The sequence below is a fragment of the Streptomyces sp. NPDC031340 genome (assembly GCF_055569945.1).
On record NZ_JBVIIE010000014.1, the window covers coordinates 49904 to 64671 of the forward strand.

11 protein-coding genes are annotated in these 14768 nt (G+C 71.7%); 8 read left to right on the top strand and 3 right to left on the bottom strand.

Annotated features, from left to right (window positions below; all coding sequences use genetic code 11):
* Positions 1 to 23: 23 nt before the first annotated feature.
* Positions 24 to 1157: a CAP domain-containing protein gene (locus tag ACZ5GT_RS13180; protein WP_469020431.1), complete on the bottom strand. Its 1134-nt coding sequence runs from the start codon at positions 1155 to 1157 to the stop codon at positions 24 to 26.
* A 169-nt stretch (positions 1158 to 1326) separates the two neighbouring features.
* Between ACZ5GT_RS13180 and ACZ5GT_RS13185 the strand changes: the two genes are divergently transcribed.
* From ACZ5GT_RS13185 to ACZ5GT_RS13200, 4 genes are all read left to right on the top strand, one after another.
* Entirely contained in the window at positions 1327 to 1608 is a 282-nt protein-coding gene (locus ACZ5GT_RS13185; RefSeq protein ID WP_469020435.1) for an acylphosphatase, read from the top strand.
* A 381-nt stretch (positions 1609 to 1989) separates the two neighbouring features.
* Positions 1990 to 2193 carry a hypothetical protein gene (locus ACZ5GT_RS13190; protein ID WP_020942469.1) on the top strand — a complete coding sequence of 68 codons (204 nt, stop codon included), beginning with the start codon at positions 1990 to 1992 and terminating at the stop codon, positions 2191 to 2193.
* Positions 2194 to 2430: 237 nt separating this feature from the next.
* The gene (smc, locus tag ACZ5GT_RS13195; RefSeq protein ID WP_469020438.1) at positions 2431 to 6006 is read left to right on the top strand and encodes a chromosome segregation protein SMC; all 3576 of its coding nucleotides are present in this window, start codon (positions 2431 to 2433) and stop codon (positions 6004 to 6006) included.
* 223 nt (positions 6007 to 6229) lie between these two features.
* On the top strand, positions 6230 to 7648 hold the full coding sequence (locus tag ACZ5GT_RS13200) for a sugar porter family MFS transporter (protein ID WP_469020440.1): 1419 nt from the start codon (positions 6230 to 6232) through the stop codon (positions 7646 to 7648).
* A gap of 45 nt (positions 7649 to 7693) precedes the next feature.
* Here ACZ5GT_RS13200 and ACZ5GT_RS13205 read toward each other — a convergent pair whose 3' ends face one another.
* Positions 7694 to 8665: an LLM class flavin-dependent oxidoreductase gene (locus ACZ5GT_RS13205; RefSeq protein ID WP_469020443.1), complete on the bottom strand. Its 972-nt coding sequence runs from the start codon at positions 8663 to 8665 to the stop codon at positions 7694 to 7696.
* Between the two features lie 144 nt (positions 8666 to 8809).
* Between ACZ5GT_RS13205 and ftsY the strand changes: the two genes are divergently transcribed.
* Entirely contained in the window at positions 8810 to 10015 is a 1206-nt protein-coding gene (gene ftsY, locus ACZ5GT_RS13210) for a signal recognition particle-docking protein FtsY (RefSeq protein WP_469020447.1), read from the top strand.
* 159 nt (positions 10016 to 10174) lie between these two features.
* On the opposite strand, the gene ACZ5GT_RS13215 is transcribed toward ftsY, so the two are convergent.
* The gene (locus ACZ5GT_RS13215; protein WP_469020450.1) at positions 10175 to 10831 is read right to left on the bottom strand and encodes a bifunctional DNA primase/polymerase; all 657 of its coding nucleotides are present in this window, start codon (positions 10829 to 10831) and stop codon (positions 10175 to 10177) included.
* A gap of 445 nt (positions 10832 to 11276) precedes the next feature.
* On the opposite strand from ACZ5GT_RS13215, the gene nsdA reads away from it, so the two are divergent.
* The 3 genes from nsdA to ACZ5GT_RS13230 all read left to right on the top strand — a co-directional run bounded on the left by nsdA (position 11277) and on the right by ACZ5GT_RS13230 (position 14760).
* Entirely contained in the window at positions 11277 to 12779 is a 1503-nt protein-coding gene (gene nsdA, locus ACZ5GT_RS13220; protein WP_469020453.1) for a transcriptional repressor NsdA, read from the top strand.
* Positions 12780 to 13093: 314 nt separating this feature from the next.
* Positions 13094 to 14425: an ammonium transporter gene (locus tag ACZ5GT_RS13225; RefSeq protein WP_469020456.1), complete on the top strand. Its 1332-nt coding sequence runs from the start codon at positions 13094 to 13096 to the stop codon at positions 14423 to 14425.
* The gene (locus ACZ5GT_RS13230) at positions 14422 to 14760 is read left to right on the top strand and encodes a P-II family nitrogen regulator (RefSeq protein ID WP_003997576.1); all 339 of its coding nucleotides are present in this window, start codon (positions 14422 to 14424) and stop codon (positions 14758 to 14760) included. The genes ACZ5GT_RS13225 and ACZ5GT_RS13230 overlap by 4 nt, the downstream gene beginning before the upstream one ends.
* The last annotated feature ends 8 nt before the right edge of the window (positions 14761 to 14768 follow it).

The window sequence follows — 14768 nt, forward strand, 5'->3', positions numbered from 1 at the left end:
CGGTCACGGCGGCGCCGGTCTCCTCAGTAGCCGAAGTCCTGCGTCCACCAAGGGCCGCCCGAGCCGAAGTGCACTCCGACGCCCAGCGTCTTGAAGTCGCAGTTCAGGATGTTCGCGCGGTGGCCGGGGCTGTTCATCCAGGCCTCCATCACCGCGGCCGGGTCCGTCTGGCCGCGGGCGATGTTCTCGCCGCCGAGGTTGTCTATGCCGAGCTTCGCCGCCCGGTCCCAGGGCGTCGCGCCGCTGGGGTCGGTGTGGTCGAAGAAGTCGTCCTCGGCCATGGCGTCGCTGAAGTCGCCGGCCAGCTCTGCCAGCGAGCTGTTGGCGGCCAGCGCGCTGCAGCCCACCTTGGCGCGCTCGTCGTTGACCAGCCTGAGCACCTCGGCCTCGGCGGCCGTCGCCGTCGACACCGTCACCGCGGGGGCGGCGGTCTCCGCGGGCTTCGCGGTCTGCTTCTTCGAGGGCGTCGTCTTCGGCTTCTTGGTCTTGCCCGGCTCCGGCTTCGGCTTCGGCCGCTTCGTCGTCGGGGCCTCGCTCGGCGCCGCCGTCGACGTGGACGCCGCCGGCGACGAGGGCGACACGGTGCGGTCGGTGCCGCGGCTCGTCGAGGAGCCGGCGGCGCGGCTGTCCGCGCTGCCGGAGGTGCCGCCCTGCTCGCTCGCCGAGTTGGTCGGCGAGCCCGCGGCCTGCACCTTGTCGCCGCTGCTGCTGCCGCCGCCGAGCTTGTAGTTGTCGAGCCCCGGCACCGCGCCGGTGGCCACCGCCACGGTGCCCAGGGCGACCGCCGCCGAGACGCCGAGCAGACCGGTGCGCACCGGCGTCACGGCCCGCCTCCTGCGCCGGCGGTGGTTCCCGCCGCGCCGCGTGCCGCCGTCGGGCCTGAACCCGTGCTCCGGGAAGACGGTGGCGAAGTCGTCCTCGCTGGCGAAGAGGTACGCGGCGCTCCGCGCCGACGCCTCGGCGTACGCCTCGGTGTCCAGGAACGGCGCGGTGCCCATGCCGGGCGACGCGTCGGCGCCGTGGGTCTGCGGCGGGTCGTAGCTGTACGAGTACTGCGGGGGGTCATAGCTGCCCGGGTAGGAGCCGCCTGTTTCTGTTACCCCCGTGGCGCGGCCCGTGGCGGCGCGGCCGGCGGCGGAGCGTCGGTGGCGTCCCATGTTCTGGCCTTCCTCGTCCTGGCGGTCAGCCCGGCTCGCACGGAGCGTGCGGGTGACGCCGCTCACTCGAAGGAGTGAGTTTTATATGAGATTCATTGGATCGGGACGGTACCGCATGGCGTGCGGGGAGGAAGTGCCCAGGGAGACATCAGCCCGTTAGGTTGCAGCCATGAGCGACGATGTGCGACTGGTCGCCTGGGTGCGAGGACGCGTCCAGGGTGTGGGTTTTCGCTGGTTCACGCGGGCCAAGGCCCTCGAGATCGGCAGCCTGAGTGGTTTTGCTCTCAATTTGGGGGACGGGCGGGTCCAGGTGGTCGCGGAGGGCCCGCGGGAGCACTGCGAGGGACTGCTCGACTGGCTCCAGGGCGACGACACGCCCGGACGCGTCGACGGCGTCACCGAGATCTGGGACACACCCCGCGGAGGCTACGACGGCTTCGCCGTCCGCTGAGCCGGCCCGGTGCCGGCCGGCGGCCGGAGACCGGGACATGCCACCGGCACCTGCCCGGACCGGGACTGACCTGGTGGTTGCCAAGAACGGCTCGTCATGGCAGGCTCCGCACCTGAGGATGATCTCCCCGCCCCCAGAGGCCCCGCAGGGATCGCGGCGCTGCCCCTTCCGGCCGCGCGACCCAGGGTTGCCCGCCGATACGGGGCGTGATCGTGTTGACCGTCAAACTTTTTGGTGAGACGCTGAAAGTACCCCGCGCACCCTGGCTGTTTGGCATGGTTGAACGGCAGTGCGAACTCAACAGTGTCAAGCACCGCGGGTGCGAATCCCTCACGACCCACACCGCATCGGTCGGTCACTCATTGTGGAGGACCATCCATCATGGCAAAGGCGCTTCTCGGTTACGTCGGCGGCTCCGACCCGCGACTCCTCGCCGAGATGCGACGGCTCCAGCAGCGCGTACAGGACCTGGAATCCGAGCTGGGACGGATCCAGGCCGAGAACGAGGCGCTGACGGCTGCCGCTTCTCACGACAGGATCATGGAGAGCATCGACGCACACCAGGCGGAGCCTGCGCTCACCTGATCACTGCAGCACACAATGACAGCAGTGGTTGGGGTGCTCGTACCAACCGCTGGGTTGTCAGATTTGCAAGGGACGCCTCGGCGTCCCTTCTTTCTTGAGCCCCCGCGCTCTTTCTCGTCCCCCGCGCATCCTTTCACCGTCTTAACTTCTGGTGTGCCCTGCGCCATCGTGGGTGAAACCGCGAGGGTGCCGTCGTTCACGGTGTGAGACGGCACCCGGAAGGTAAAGTCCAGCGGCGTGCACCTCAAGGCCCTGACCCTCCGCGGGTTCAAGTCGTTCGCCTCGGCGACCACGCTCCGGTTCGAGCCGGGGATCACGTGCGTCGTCGGGCCGAACGGCTCGGGCAAGTCCAACGTGGTGGACGCCCTCAGCTGGGTCATGGGCGAACAGGGCGCCAAGTCGCTGCGCGGCGGCAAGATGGAGGACGTCATCTTCGCCGGCACCACCGGCCGCCCCCCGCTCGGCCGGGCCGAGGTCTCCCTGACCATCGACAACTCCGACGGCGCCCTCCCGATCGAGTACTCCGAGGTCACCATCACGCGGATCATGTTCCGCAACGGCGGCAGCGAGTACCAGATCAACGGCGACACCTGCCGTCTGCTCGACATCCAGGAACTGCTCTCCGACTCCGGCATCGGCCGCGAGATGCACGTCATCGTCGGCCAGGGCCAGCTCGACTCCGTCCTGCACGCCGACCCCATGGGCCGCCGCGCCTTCATCGAGGAGGCGGCCGGCGTCCTCAAGCACCGTAAGCGCAAGGAGAAGGCGCTGCGCAAGCTGGACGCGATGCAGGCCAACCTCGCGCGCGTGCAGGACCTGACCGACGAGCTCAGACGGCAGCTCAAGCCCCTGGGCCGGCAGGCGGCGGTCGCGCGACGGGCGGCCGTCATCCAGGCCGACCTGCGCGACGCCCGGCTGCGCCTGCTCGCCGACGACCTCGTACGGCTGCGGGAGGCGCTGAAGGCGGAGATCGCCGACGAGGCCGCCCTCAAGGAACGCAAGGAAGCCGCCGAGCGGGAGCTGGGCAAGGCCCTCCGGACCGAGGCCCTCCTGGAGGACGAGGTGCGGAAGCTCACCCCGCGCCTGCAAGCCGCCCAGCAGACCTGGTACGAGCTCTCCCAGCTCGCCGAGCGGGTGCGCGGCACGATCTCGCTGGCCGACGCGCGCGTCAAGAGCGCCACCTCCGCGTCCCCCGAGGAGCGGCGCGGCCGCGACCCGGAGGACATGGAGCGCGAGGCCGCCCGCGTCCGCGAGCAGGAGGCCGAACTCGAAGCGGCCCTGGAGGCCGCCGAGCGCGCCCTGGAGGACACCGTCGCCCACCGCGCCGACCTGGAACGGGAGCTCGCCCTCGAGGAACGCCGCCTGAAGGACGTGGCGCGCGCCATCGCCGACCGGCGCGAGGGCCTCGCCCGGCTCAGCGGGCAGGTGGGCGCGGCCCGCTCGCGGGCCGCCGCCGCACAGGCCGAGATCGACCGGCTGGCCGCCGCCCGAGACGAGGCGCAGGAGCGGGCCGCGGCCGCCCAGGAGGAGTACGAGGCCCTGCGGGCCGAGGTCGACGGCCTCGACGCCGACGACGCCGAACTCGCCGAACGGCACGAGGTGGCGAAGCGGGCGCTGGCCGAGGCGGAGGCCGCGCTGACCGCCGCCCGGGAGGCCGCCACCGTGGCGGAACGCCGGCGCGCGGCGACCCAGGCCCGCCACGAGGCGCTCGCCACCGGCCTGCGCCGCAAGGACGGCACGGGGGCCCTGCTCGCCGCGAAGGACCGCCTCACCGGGCTCCTGGGCCCGGCGGCCGAGCTGCTGACGGTGACCCCCGGACATGAGGTCCCGCTGGCCGCCGCCCTCGGCGCAGCCGCGGACGCCGTCGCGGTGACCACCACATCCGCGGCCGCCGACGCCATCCGCCTGCTGCGCAAGCAGGACGCGGGCCGGGCGACGCTGCTGCTGGCGGGCGCCCCGGACGAACCGGAGGATGCCGCGCCGGGACCGCCGGCACACCTCAGCGGCGGCGCCGCGCCCTTCGCCGCCGACCTCGTCCGCGGCCCCGCCGAGCTCATGCCGGCGGTACGCCGTCTGCTGCGCGGCATCGTCGTCGTCGGCACCCTGGCAGACGCCGAGGATCTCGTCCACGCGCGCCCCGCTCTGACCGCGGTGACCGCCGAGGGCGACCTGCTGGGCGCGCACCTGGCGCACGGCGGGTCCGCGGGGGCGCCCAGCCTGCTGGAGGTGCAGGCGTCCGTCGACGAGGCCGCCGCCGAGCTGGCCGAACTCGCCGTGCGCTGCGAGGAGCTCGCCGAGGCGCAGCATGCGGCGGCCGAGCGGCGCCGGGAGTGCGCCGCGCTCGTCGAGGAACTGGGCGAGCGCCGACGGGCCGCCGACCGGGAGAAATCCGCTGTCGCCCAGCAGCTCGGCCGGCTCGCGGGGCAGGCCAGGGGAGCGGCGGGGGAGGCCGAGCGGTCCGTGGCGGCCGCCGCCCGCGCCCAGGTGGCCCTCGACAAGGCCCTGCGAGAGGTCGAGGAACTCGCCGAGCGCCTCGCCGTCGCCGAGGAGATGCCGGCCGAGGAGGAACCCGACACGTCGGTACGGGACCGTCTCGCCGCCGACGGCGCAAACGCCCGCCAGACCGAGATGGAGGCCCGCCTCCAGGTACGCACCCACGAGGAACGCGTCAAGGGGCTCGCCGGACGCGCCGACTCCCTGGACCGGGCCGCCCGCGCCGAACGCGAGGCACGCGCGCGGGCCGAGCAGCGGCGCGCCCGGCTGAGGCACGAGGCGGCCGTCGCCGGGGCCGTCGCCCACGGCGCCCGTCAGCTCCTCGCGCACGTCGAGGTCTCCCTCGCCCGCGCCGACCAGGAGCGGGCCGCCGCCGAGGCCGCCAAGGCCCGGCGCGAGGAGGAACTCGCCGCCGCCCGCACCACCGGCCGGGACCTCAAGGCCGAACTCGACAAGCTGACGGACTCGGTCCACCGGGGCGAGGTGCTCGGCGCCGAGAAACGGCTGCGGATCGAGCAGCTGGAGACCAGGGCGCTGGAGGAACTCGGCGTCGAACCGGCGGGGCTGGTGTCCGAGTACGGCCCCCACCAGCCGGTCCCGCCCTCGCTGCCCGCCGAGGGCGAGCGGCTGCCCGAGGACCCGGAGCACCCGCGCAACCGGCCCAGGCCGTTCGTCAGGGCCGAGCAGGAGAAGCGGCTCAAGGCCGCCGAACGCGCCTACCAGCAGCTGGGCAAGGTCAACCCGCTCGCCCTGGAGGAGTTCGCGGCCCTGGAGGAACGCCACAAGTTCCTCAGCGAACAGCTCGAGGACCTCAAGAAGACCCGCGCCGACCTGCTTCAGGTGGTCAAGGAGGTCGACGAACGCGTCGAGCAGGTCTTCACCGAGGCCTACCGGGACACGGCCCGGGAGTTCGAGGGCGTCTTCGGCAGGCTGTTCCCGGGCGGCGAGGGGCGGCTGGTCCTGACCGATCCGGACAACATGCTCACCACCGGCGTGGACGTCGAGGCGCGCCCGCCCGGCAAGAAGGTCAAGCGGCTGAGCCTGCTCTCGGGCGGCGAACGGTCGCTGACGGCCGTCGCGATGCTCGTGTCCATCTTCAAGGCCCGGCCGAGCCCGTTCTATGTCATGGACGAGGTCGAGGCCGCCCTCGACGACACCAACCTGCAGCGGCTGATCCGCATCATGCAGGAGCTGCAGGAGACCTCGCAGCTGATCGTGATCACCCACCAGAAGCGCACCATGGAGGTCGCCGACGCGCTGTACGGCGTCTCCATGCAGGGCGACGGGGTGTCGAAGGTCATCAGCCAGCGACTCCGCTGACCGGGAGCACCGCCCCGTCCAGTTCAAGGAATGAACGCGCGGCCCTCCGTATCCTCTCTGGCGTCACACATGCCCGATTATCGACTTCGGAACTTGAAGGAATAATCTCTGTTGCGTTGCTATTGCCTTCAGGTGTCAGTGGCGTGTGGTGGATGCGCCACGGGGCATTCGTAAGGGGCTGACCCCCACCCGGCGACGTTGCCGGTGGCCCGAGGAGTGGAACGTGACCAGCACGACGCAGACGCAGCAGTCAGGAGCCAGGACGGCTCACCCCGATCATCTCGGGCACGTCATATTCATCGCGGCGGCGGCCGCGATGGGCGGTTTCCTCTTCGGCTACGACAGCTCCGTGATCAACGGCGCCGTCGAGGCCGTCCGGGACCGCTACGACGTCGGCTCCGCGGCCCTGGCCCAGGTCATCGCCGTCGCCCTGATCGGCTGCGCAATCGGCGCCGCGACCGCCGGCCGCATGGCCGACCGCATCGGCCGCATCCGCTGCATGCAGATCGCCGCCGTGCTGTTCACCGTCAGCGCCGTCGGCTCGGCACTTCCGTTCGCCCTGTGGGACCTCGCGTTCTGGCGCGTCGTCGGCGGCTTCGCCATCGGCATGGCCTCCGTGATCGGCCCCGCCTACATCGCCGAGGTCGCCCCGCCCGCCTACCGCGGCCGGCTCGGCTCCTTCCAGCAAGCCGCGATCGTCGTCGGCATCGCCGTCTCCCAGCTGGTCAACTGGGGCCTGCTGAACGCCGCCGGCGGCGACCAGCGAGGCAGCCTGATGGGCCTGGAGGCCTGGCAGGTCATGCTCGGCGTCATGGTCGTCCCCGCCGCCCTCTACGGCCTGCTCTCCTTCGCGATCCCCGAGTCCCCGCGCTTCCTGATCTCCGTCGGCAAGCACGACCGCGCCCGCGGGATCCTGGCGGAGGTCGAGGGCAAGGACGTCGACCTCGACGCCCGTATCGCCGAGATCGAGCTCGCGATGAAGAGGGAGGACAAGTCCACCTTCAAGGACCTGCTCGGCGGCTCCTTCTTCTTCAGGCCGATCGTCTGGATCGGCATCGGCCTGTCGGTCTTCCAGCAGTTCGTCGGCATCAACGTCGCGTTCTACTACTCCTCGACGCTGTGGCAGTCGGTCGGCGTCGACCCGACGGACTCGTTCTTCTACTCGTTCACGACGTCGATCATCAACATCGTCGGCACCGTCATCGCCATGATCTTCGTCGACCGCGTCGGCCGTAAGCCGCTGGCCCTGATCGGTTCCGTCGGCATGGCCGTCGGCCTTGGGCTGGAGGCCTGGGCCTTCTCCCACCACCTGGTCGACGGCAGGCTCCCGGCCGCCCAGGGCTGGACCGCCCTGATCGCCGCGCACGTCTTCGTCCTGTTCTTCGCCCTGTCCTGGGGCGTGGTGGTCTGGGTCTTCCTCGGCGAGATGTTCCCGAACCGGATCCGCGCTGCCGCCCTGGGCGTGGCCGCCTCCGCGCAGTGGCTCGCCAACTGGGCCATCACCGCGACCTTCCCGTCGCTGGCCGACTGGAACCTGTCCGCGACCTACGTGATCTACACGGCCTTCGCCGCGCTCTCCATCCCCTTCGTCCTCAAGTACGTCAAGGAGACCAAGGGCAAGGCACTGGAGGAGATGGGCTGACCCCATCCGGCTCCCGAAGAACCCCCGTGGGCGTACCGCTCCGGCTCACGCACCGAGCCGGGGCAGTACGTCCTCGCAGAAGAGCTGGAGGCCGCGCCACCCCTCTTCCACCGGCATCCCGCCCACCAGCGGGTGCAGCACCAGGCTGTCCAGGCCCTGCGCCACGCACTCGTCCGGCGTGAGGACCCGGTACACGCCCTCCGCACGCAGCTGGTCCACGGTCGTCGCCGCCGACCGCACCGCCGACCGGATGGAGCCGGACTGCCAGGAGGCGTAGGTCCGCGCCTCGTGCAGGAAGTGCTCGCCGTACGCCGCCCAGACCCGGTCGGGATCCTCGGCCACGTGCAGCAGCGGGGTCTCGGCCGCAGGCATCATGGTCCAGCCCTCGGTGCCGTACTCGGTCAGCCGCTCCTTGTAGTACGCCTCCAGCTCCGGCAGGTGCGCGCTGGGGAAGAAGGGCAGGCCGAGCCGCGCGGCACGGCGGGCGGCGGCCTTCGAGGAGCCGCCGACCAGCAGCAGCGGGTGCGGCACGGAGCAGGGGCGCGGGGTGACCCGCACCTTACGGCCCCGGTGGACGAACTCCTCGCCGGTCCAGGCCTTCAGCAGGGTCTCCAGCAGCTCGTCCTGCAGCCTGCCGCGCTGCCCCCAGTCGACGCCGGACCGCGCGTACTCCTCGGGGCGGTAGCCGATCCCGGCGACCGTCACCAGCCGCCCGCCGCTCAGCAGGTCCAGCACCGCGATCTCCTCGGCCAGGCGCAGCGGGTCGTACAGCGGGCCGATGGCGGCCGACACCGTGACCGCGATCCGCCGGGTCGCCCCGAACACCGCGCCCGCGAAGGTGAACGGCGACGGCAGCCAGTTGTCGGCGACGCCGTGGTGCTCCTCGGTCTGCACGGTGTCGATCCCGCGGTCGTCGGCGTACGCGGCCATCTCCAGCGCCGCCCGGTAGCGGGCGGCGAGGGAGGCGGGGGCGGCGCCGGGTTCGACGAGGTTGAAGCGTACGACCGTGACGGGCATGGCGGTCCCCTCGGCCGGGGCGGTCGGGTGTCGGTGCCGGGACCTTAGCTGACGCATCGTCAGTTTTCCAGCTTCACGGCACGCCTCCGTTCGGCCGCCGGGCGACGGCCCGCCTGGGGACAGGTCGCGCATACTGGAGCCGTTATGGAATTCGTCATCCTTGCTGTAGTCATCGCCGTGGTCGTGTTCGGCGTGATCGGCGGGCTCATCGTCGGCAGCCGGCGCAAGAAGTCGCTGCCCCCGCCGCCGCCCGCCGCTCCCGACATCACCGCCCCACCGGCCGAGCCGCACGTCGGCGAAGAGGCCGAGACGCCGCGCGAGGAACCTCGCCGGACCATAGAGGAGGTGGATCTTCCGGGCGGCCCGGCTCCGGTCGTCGTCGAGGAACCGCTCGCCGCCGCAGAGGCGCCCGCGATCGAGATCCCGGAGCCCACCGCAGGGCGCCTGATCCGCCTGCGCGCCCGCCTCTCCCGCTCCCAGAACGCCCTCGGCAAGGGGCTGCTCACGCTGCTGTCGCGCGAGCACCTCGACGAGGACACCTGGGAGGAGATCGAGGACACGCTGCTCACCGCCGACGTCGGTGTGACCCCCACCCAGGAGCTGGTGGACGGCCTGCGCGGGCGCGTGAAGGTCCTCGGCACCCGCACCCCCGAGGAGCTGCGCGGACTGCTGCGCGAGGAGCTGCTCAAGCTGGTCGGCACCGACCTGGACCGCACGGTCAGGACCGAGCCCGCGACCAGCAAGCCCGGCATCGTGATGGTCGTCGGCGTCAACGGCACCGGCAAGACCACCACCACCGGCAAGCTCGCCCGCGTCCTGGTGGCCGACGGCCGCAGCGTGGTGCTGGGCGCCGCCGACACCTTCCGCGCGGCCGCCGCCGACCAGCTGCAGACCTGGGGCGAGCGCGTGGGCGCCTACACCGTGCGCGGGCCGGAGGGCGGCGACCCCGCCTCCGTCGCCTTCGACGCGGTGAAGGAGGGCAAGGAGATGGGCGCCGACGTCGTGCTCATCGACACCGCCGGGCGGCTGCACACCAAGACCGGTCTCATGGACGAGCTCGGCAAGGTCAAGCGCGTGGTCGAGAAGCACGCGCCGCTGGACGAGGTGCTGCTCGTGCTGGACGCGACGACCGGGCAGAACGGCCTGGTCCAGGCCCGCGTGTTCGCGGAGGTCGTCGACATCACCGGCATCGTGCTCACCAAGCTCGACGGCACGGCCAAGGGCGGCATCGTGGTCGCGGTGCAGCGCGAGCTGGGCGTGCCGGTGAAGCTGGTCGGCCTGGGCGAGGGCGCGGACGACCTGGCGCCGTTCGAGCCGGAGGCGTTCGTGGATGCGCTCATCGGAGACTGAGCCGGAAGTACGCGCGAAGAAGCGCCCGCCCCCCGAGGTGCAGTCGGGGAGCGGGCGCTTCGCTGTGCGGGCCTCCTGGAGCTGAGCGCGGGCCCTGGGGACGGGCCTTGGGCGCGGGCCCTGGGTACGGGGCCTGGGCGCGGGCGCCGATCGCGCGCCCTATGCGCGCGCCCGGTGGGCCACGTACGCCAGCGTGCCCAGCAGCAGGCGGGCCGGGGGCGGCTTCGAGGCGGTGTCCAGGGCGGGGGAGCGCAACCAGCGGACCGGGCCGAGGCCCGCCCGGTCGGAGGGCGGGGCGGTGATGTACGCGCCGGGGCCGAGGCCGCGCAGGTCGAGGGCGGCCGGGTCGTCCCAGCCCATGCGGTACAGCAGCCCGCGCAGCCCGGCGGCGCCGCCGGGCGCGACGAAGAAGTGGGCGCGGCCCTCGGGGGTCACGGTGACCGGGCCGACGGGCAGGCCCATGCGCTCCAGCCGGACCAGGGCGTGACGCCCGGCCGGCTCGGCCACCTCGATCACGTCGAACGCGCGGCCCACCGGCAGCATCACGGCGGCGCCGGGGAACTCCGCCCACGCCCTGGTCGCCTCGTCGAGCGTGGCGCCGGCCGGGATCGGAGGCGCGAACTCCAGCGGGTGCGCGCCCGGCACGCGGCAGTCCGGCCGGCCGCACGAGCACGCGCCCCCCGCCGTCCGCGCGCCCGGCACCACGTCCCAGCCCCACAGCCCCGTGAACTCGGCGACGGCGGTGCACTCCGAGGAGCGGCCGCGCCGACGCACGCCGGAGCGGATCTCCCGGATCCCGCCGATCGTGAAGTCCATGCCCCCTCCAACGGTCCGACGCGCCGGTGGTTACGGCGCGGAAGCGGAACGTGACTCTCTGTTTCGGACTCCCCGGCTTCGCACGGTTCATTGCGGCGCATTGATGCGCCGTGGGTGGTGATCCCGGCGGCGCGCGCCCCTGAGTGCAACGCTCCACCCGCGTTCGGTCGTCCTGTGTCAAGTGAATCGTGCGGAGGCTGCTGTGGATTCATTCGAAGGGGTGGCGAATGGTGGCGTTTCCGTGTTCGCCATGGCTGGACGGGTGATCGTAGGATTACGGTGAGTGCACGAGTCCTGGGGGCACATGCACTCGCGGGTATGCCGGAGGCAAGGCGGCTCCCCGTTCGACGGGTGAGAACCACCGGACGGGCGACCGTCCCCACCGGCATTCTGGTAGGGCTTGGCGCACTCAGCGGCAAGTGGTCTCAGGAATGGGGGCGTTCCAGTGAGCGGCAACGGAGGAAGCGGGACGACCGCGGCCGGCGCGGAGAAGCGCCCCAACGAGCTGCTCATGTCGTGGTTCGTCCGCAGCGGCTGGTCGAAGGGCGAGCTGGCCCGTCAGGTCAACCGCAGAGCCCGGCAGCTCGGGGCCAACCACATCTCCACGGACACCTCGCGCGTGCGGCGCTGGCTGGACGGTGAGAACCCCCGCGAGCCCATCCCGAGGATCCTGTCCGAGCTGTTCTCCGAACGCTTCGGCCTCGTCGTCTCCGTCGAGGACCTCGGCCTGCGCGCCACCCGCCAGTCGCCGTCCGTGTCCGGCGTCGACCTGCCCTGGACGGGCCCGCAGACAGTAGCCCTGATCAGCGAGTTCTCGCGCAGCGACCTGATGCTGGCGCGGCGCGGCTTCCTCGGGAGCTCGCTGGTCCTGTCCGCGGGCCCGGCCCTCATCGAGCCCATGCAGCGCTGGCTCGTACCCACCCCCCAGGGCCCCCATGCCTCCCAGATCCCGCAGCCCGACCCCGAGCCCACGCCGGCGAGCCGCCGCCCGGGCCGGCTGTCCAAGCCGGAGCTGGACCTGCTGGAGTCCACCACGGTGATGTTCCGGCGGTGGGACGCCCAGTGCGGCGGCGGCCTGCGCCGCAAGGCGGTCGTCGGCCAGCTGCACGAGGTGACCGACCTGCTGCAGGAAGCCCAGCCCGAGGCCACCACCCGCCGGCTGTTCAAGGTCGCCGCCGAGCTGGCCGAGCTGGCCGGCTGGATGTCGTACGACGTCGGGCTCCAGCCGACCGCGCAGAAGTACTTCGTGCTCGCCCTGCACGCCGCCAAGGAGGCGGGCGACAAGCCGCTCGGCTCCTACATCCTCTCCAGCATGAGCCGTCAGATGATCCACGTCGGGCGGCCCGACGACGCCCTGGAACTGATCCACCTCGCGCAGTACGGCAGCCGGGACTGCGCGAGCCCGCGCACCCAGGCGATGCTGTATGCGATGGAGGCCCGCGCCTACGCCAACATGGGCCAGCCCGGCAAGTGCAAGCGGGCGGTCCGGATGGCCGAGGACACCTTCACCGAGGCCGGCGAGTGGGACGAGCCCGACCCGGACTGGATCCGCTTCTTCTCCGAGGCGGAGCTGTACGCCGAGAACAGCCACTCCTTCCGCGACCTCGCCTATGTCGCCGGCCGCAGCCCCGCGTACGCCTCCCTGGCCGAACCCCTGATGCGGCGGGCCGTCGAGCTGTTCGCCGGCGACACCGAGCACCAGAGGTCGTACGCGCTGAACCTGGTCGGCCTGGCCACGGTGCACCTGCTGCGGCGCGAGCCGGAGCAGAGCACGATCCTGGTCGAGCGGGCCCTGCGGACCGCCAAGCAGGTCCGCTCCGAACGGGTCAACACCCGCATCCGCAAGACCGTCGCCGCGGCCGTACGCGATTACGGCGACGTCGCCGAGGTCGTCGACCTCACCGAGAAGCTCGCGATCGAGCTGCCGGAGACCGCCGAGGCGGTCTGATCCCCCCGACCCCGGCCGCGGCCGGCCCTCCCGAACTGCCCGACTCGGCTCCCCCATGCCAGGTCCATCGGAAGGCCGCCCGCGGCCGGATCCTTGCCCTCGCGGAAGATTGCGCCACGATAACGATCGCCCGACGGGACATCCGGGGGTTCATCGACGCGTAACACGCAAGGCGCCTTCGTCACTGCGGCGAAACAACGAGGGGCGTCCATGGAAACGGTGCTGCGCCAATCTCATGGCTCATAACCGGCCCACCCCTCACATCCGCTCAGGCTTCGCCCGCACGCGGCCGTACCAACGACGAGGAGACGCCGATGGCACCAGCCATCACGCTTGCCGCAGACAAACTGTCTGCCGCCAACACGGGCTTCATGCTCATCTGTTCCGCCCTGGTGCTGATCATGACTCCGGGCCTCGCCTTCTTCTACGGAGGCATGGTCCGCGTCAAGAGCACCCTCAACATGCTGATGATGAGCTTCATCAGCATGGGCATCGTCACCATCCTGTGGGTGCTCTACGGCTTCTCCATGGCGTTCGGCACGGACCACGGTTCGCTCATCGGCTGGGAGTCCGACTTCGTCGGATGGACCGGCATCGACAAGGCGGACATCTGGTCCGGCTACACCATCCCGGTCTTCGTCTTCGCCGTCTTCCAGATGATGTTCGCGATCATCACGCCCGCGCTGATCAGCGGTGCGATCGCGGACCGCGTGAAGTTCACCGCCTGGTCGATCTTCCTCGTGCTGTGGGCGACGATCGTGTACTTCCCGGTCGCGCACTGGGTCTGGGGCACCGGCGGCTGGGCCTTCGAACTCGGCGTGATCGACTTCGCCGGCGGTACGGCGGTGCACATCAACGCCGGCGCGGCGGCACTCGGCGTGATCCTCGTCATCGGCAAGCGCGTCGGATTCAAGAAGGACCCGATGCGCCCGCACAGCCTCCCGCTGGTCATGCTCGGCGCCGGCCTGCTGTGGTTCGGCTGGTTCGGCTTCAACGCCGGCTCGTGGCTCGGCAACGACGACGGCGTCGGCCCGCTGATGTTCGTCAACACGCAGATCGCCACCGCCGCCGCCATGCTGGGCTGGCTGCTGTACGAGAAGATCCGCCACGGCGCGTTCACCACCCTGGGCGCCGCCTCCGGCGCGGTCGCCGGTCTGGTCGCCATCACCCCCTCCGGCGGCGCGGTCACCCCGGTCGGCGCGATCGCGGTCGGCGTCATCGCCGGCGTGCTGTGCGCCATGGCCGTCGGCCTGAAGTACAAGTTCGGCTACGACGACTCGCTGGACGTCGTCGGCGTCCACATGGTCGGCGGTATCGCCGGCTCCCTGCTGATCGGCTTCTTCGCCAGCGGCAAGGGCCAGTCCGACGTCAAGGGCCTCTTCTACGGCGGCGGCCTGGACCAGTTCTGGAAGCAGTGCGCCGGTGTCTTCGCCGTCCTCGCCTACTCCCTGGTCGCCTCCGCGATCCTCGCCTTCCTGCTCGACCGGACGATCGGCATGCGGGTCAGTGAGGACGAGGAGATCTCCGGCATCGACCAGGCCGAGCACGCCGAGACCGCATACGACTTCAGCGGCGCCGGCGGCGGTGCCGCCCGGACCGCCCCGGCCCCGGTCGCCGGCACCGCGAGCGAGAAGGTGGACGCATGAAGCTCATCACCGCTGTCGTCAAGCCCCACCGGCTCGACGAGATCAAGGAAGCCCTGCAGGCCTTCGGGGTCCACGGACTCACGGTCACCGAGGCGAGCGGTTACGGTCGTCAGAGGGGCCACACCGAGGTCTACCGCGGCGCCGAGTACACGGTCGACCTGGTGCCCAAGATCCGCATCGAGGTCCTGGCCGAGGACGACGACGCCGAACAGCTGATCGACGTCATCGTCAAGGCGGCGCGGACCGGCAAGATCGGTGACGGCAAGGTCTGGTCCCTGCCGGTCGAGACGGCCGTCCGGGTCCGCACCGGCGAGCGCGGCCCGGACGCGCTCTGAACGGAAAG

Excerpts from the sequence above, each read along its gene's own strand:
- ACZ5GT_RS13180 (WP_469020431.1), bottom strand. The coding sequence starts at position 1,157 with ATGGGACGCCACCGACGCTCCGCCGCCGGCCGCGCCGCCACGGGCCGC.
- ACZ5GT_RS13185 (WP_469020435.1), top strand. The coding sequence starts at position 1,327 with ATGAGCGACGATGTGCGACTGGTCGCCTGGGTGCGAGGACGCGTCCAG.
- ACZ5GT_RS13190 (WP_020942469.1), top strand. The coding sequence starts at position 1,990 with ATGGCAAAGGCGCTTCTCGGTTACGTCGGCGGCTCCGACCCGCGACTC.
- ACZ5GT_RS13205 (WP_469020443.1), bottom strand. The coding sequence starts at position 8,665 with ATGCCCGTCACGGTCGTACGCTTCAACCTCGTCGAACCCGGCGCCGCC.
- ftsY (WP_469020447.1), top strand. The coding sequence starts at position 8,810 with ATGGAATTCGTCATCCTTGCTGTAGTCATCGCCGTGGTCGTGTTCGGC.
- ACZ5GT_RS13215 (WP_469020450.1), bottom strand. The coding sequence starts at position 10,831 with ATGGACTTCACGATCGGCGGGATCCGGGAGATCCGCTCCGGCGTGCGT.
- ACZ5GT_RS13225 (WP_469020456.1), top strand. The coding sequence starts at position 13,094 with ATGGCACCAGCCATCACGCTTGCCGCAGACAAACTGTCTGCCGCCAAC.
- ACZ5GT_RS13230 (WP_003997576.1), top strand. The coding sequence starts at position 14,422 with ATGAAGCTCATCACCGCTGTCGTCAAGCCCCACCGGCTCGACGAGATC.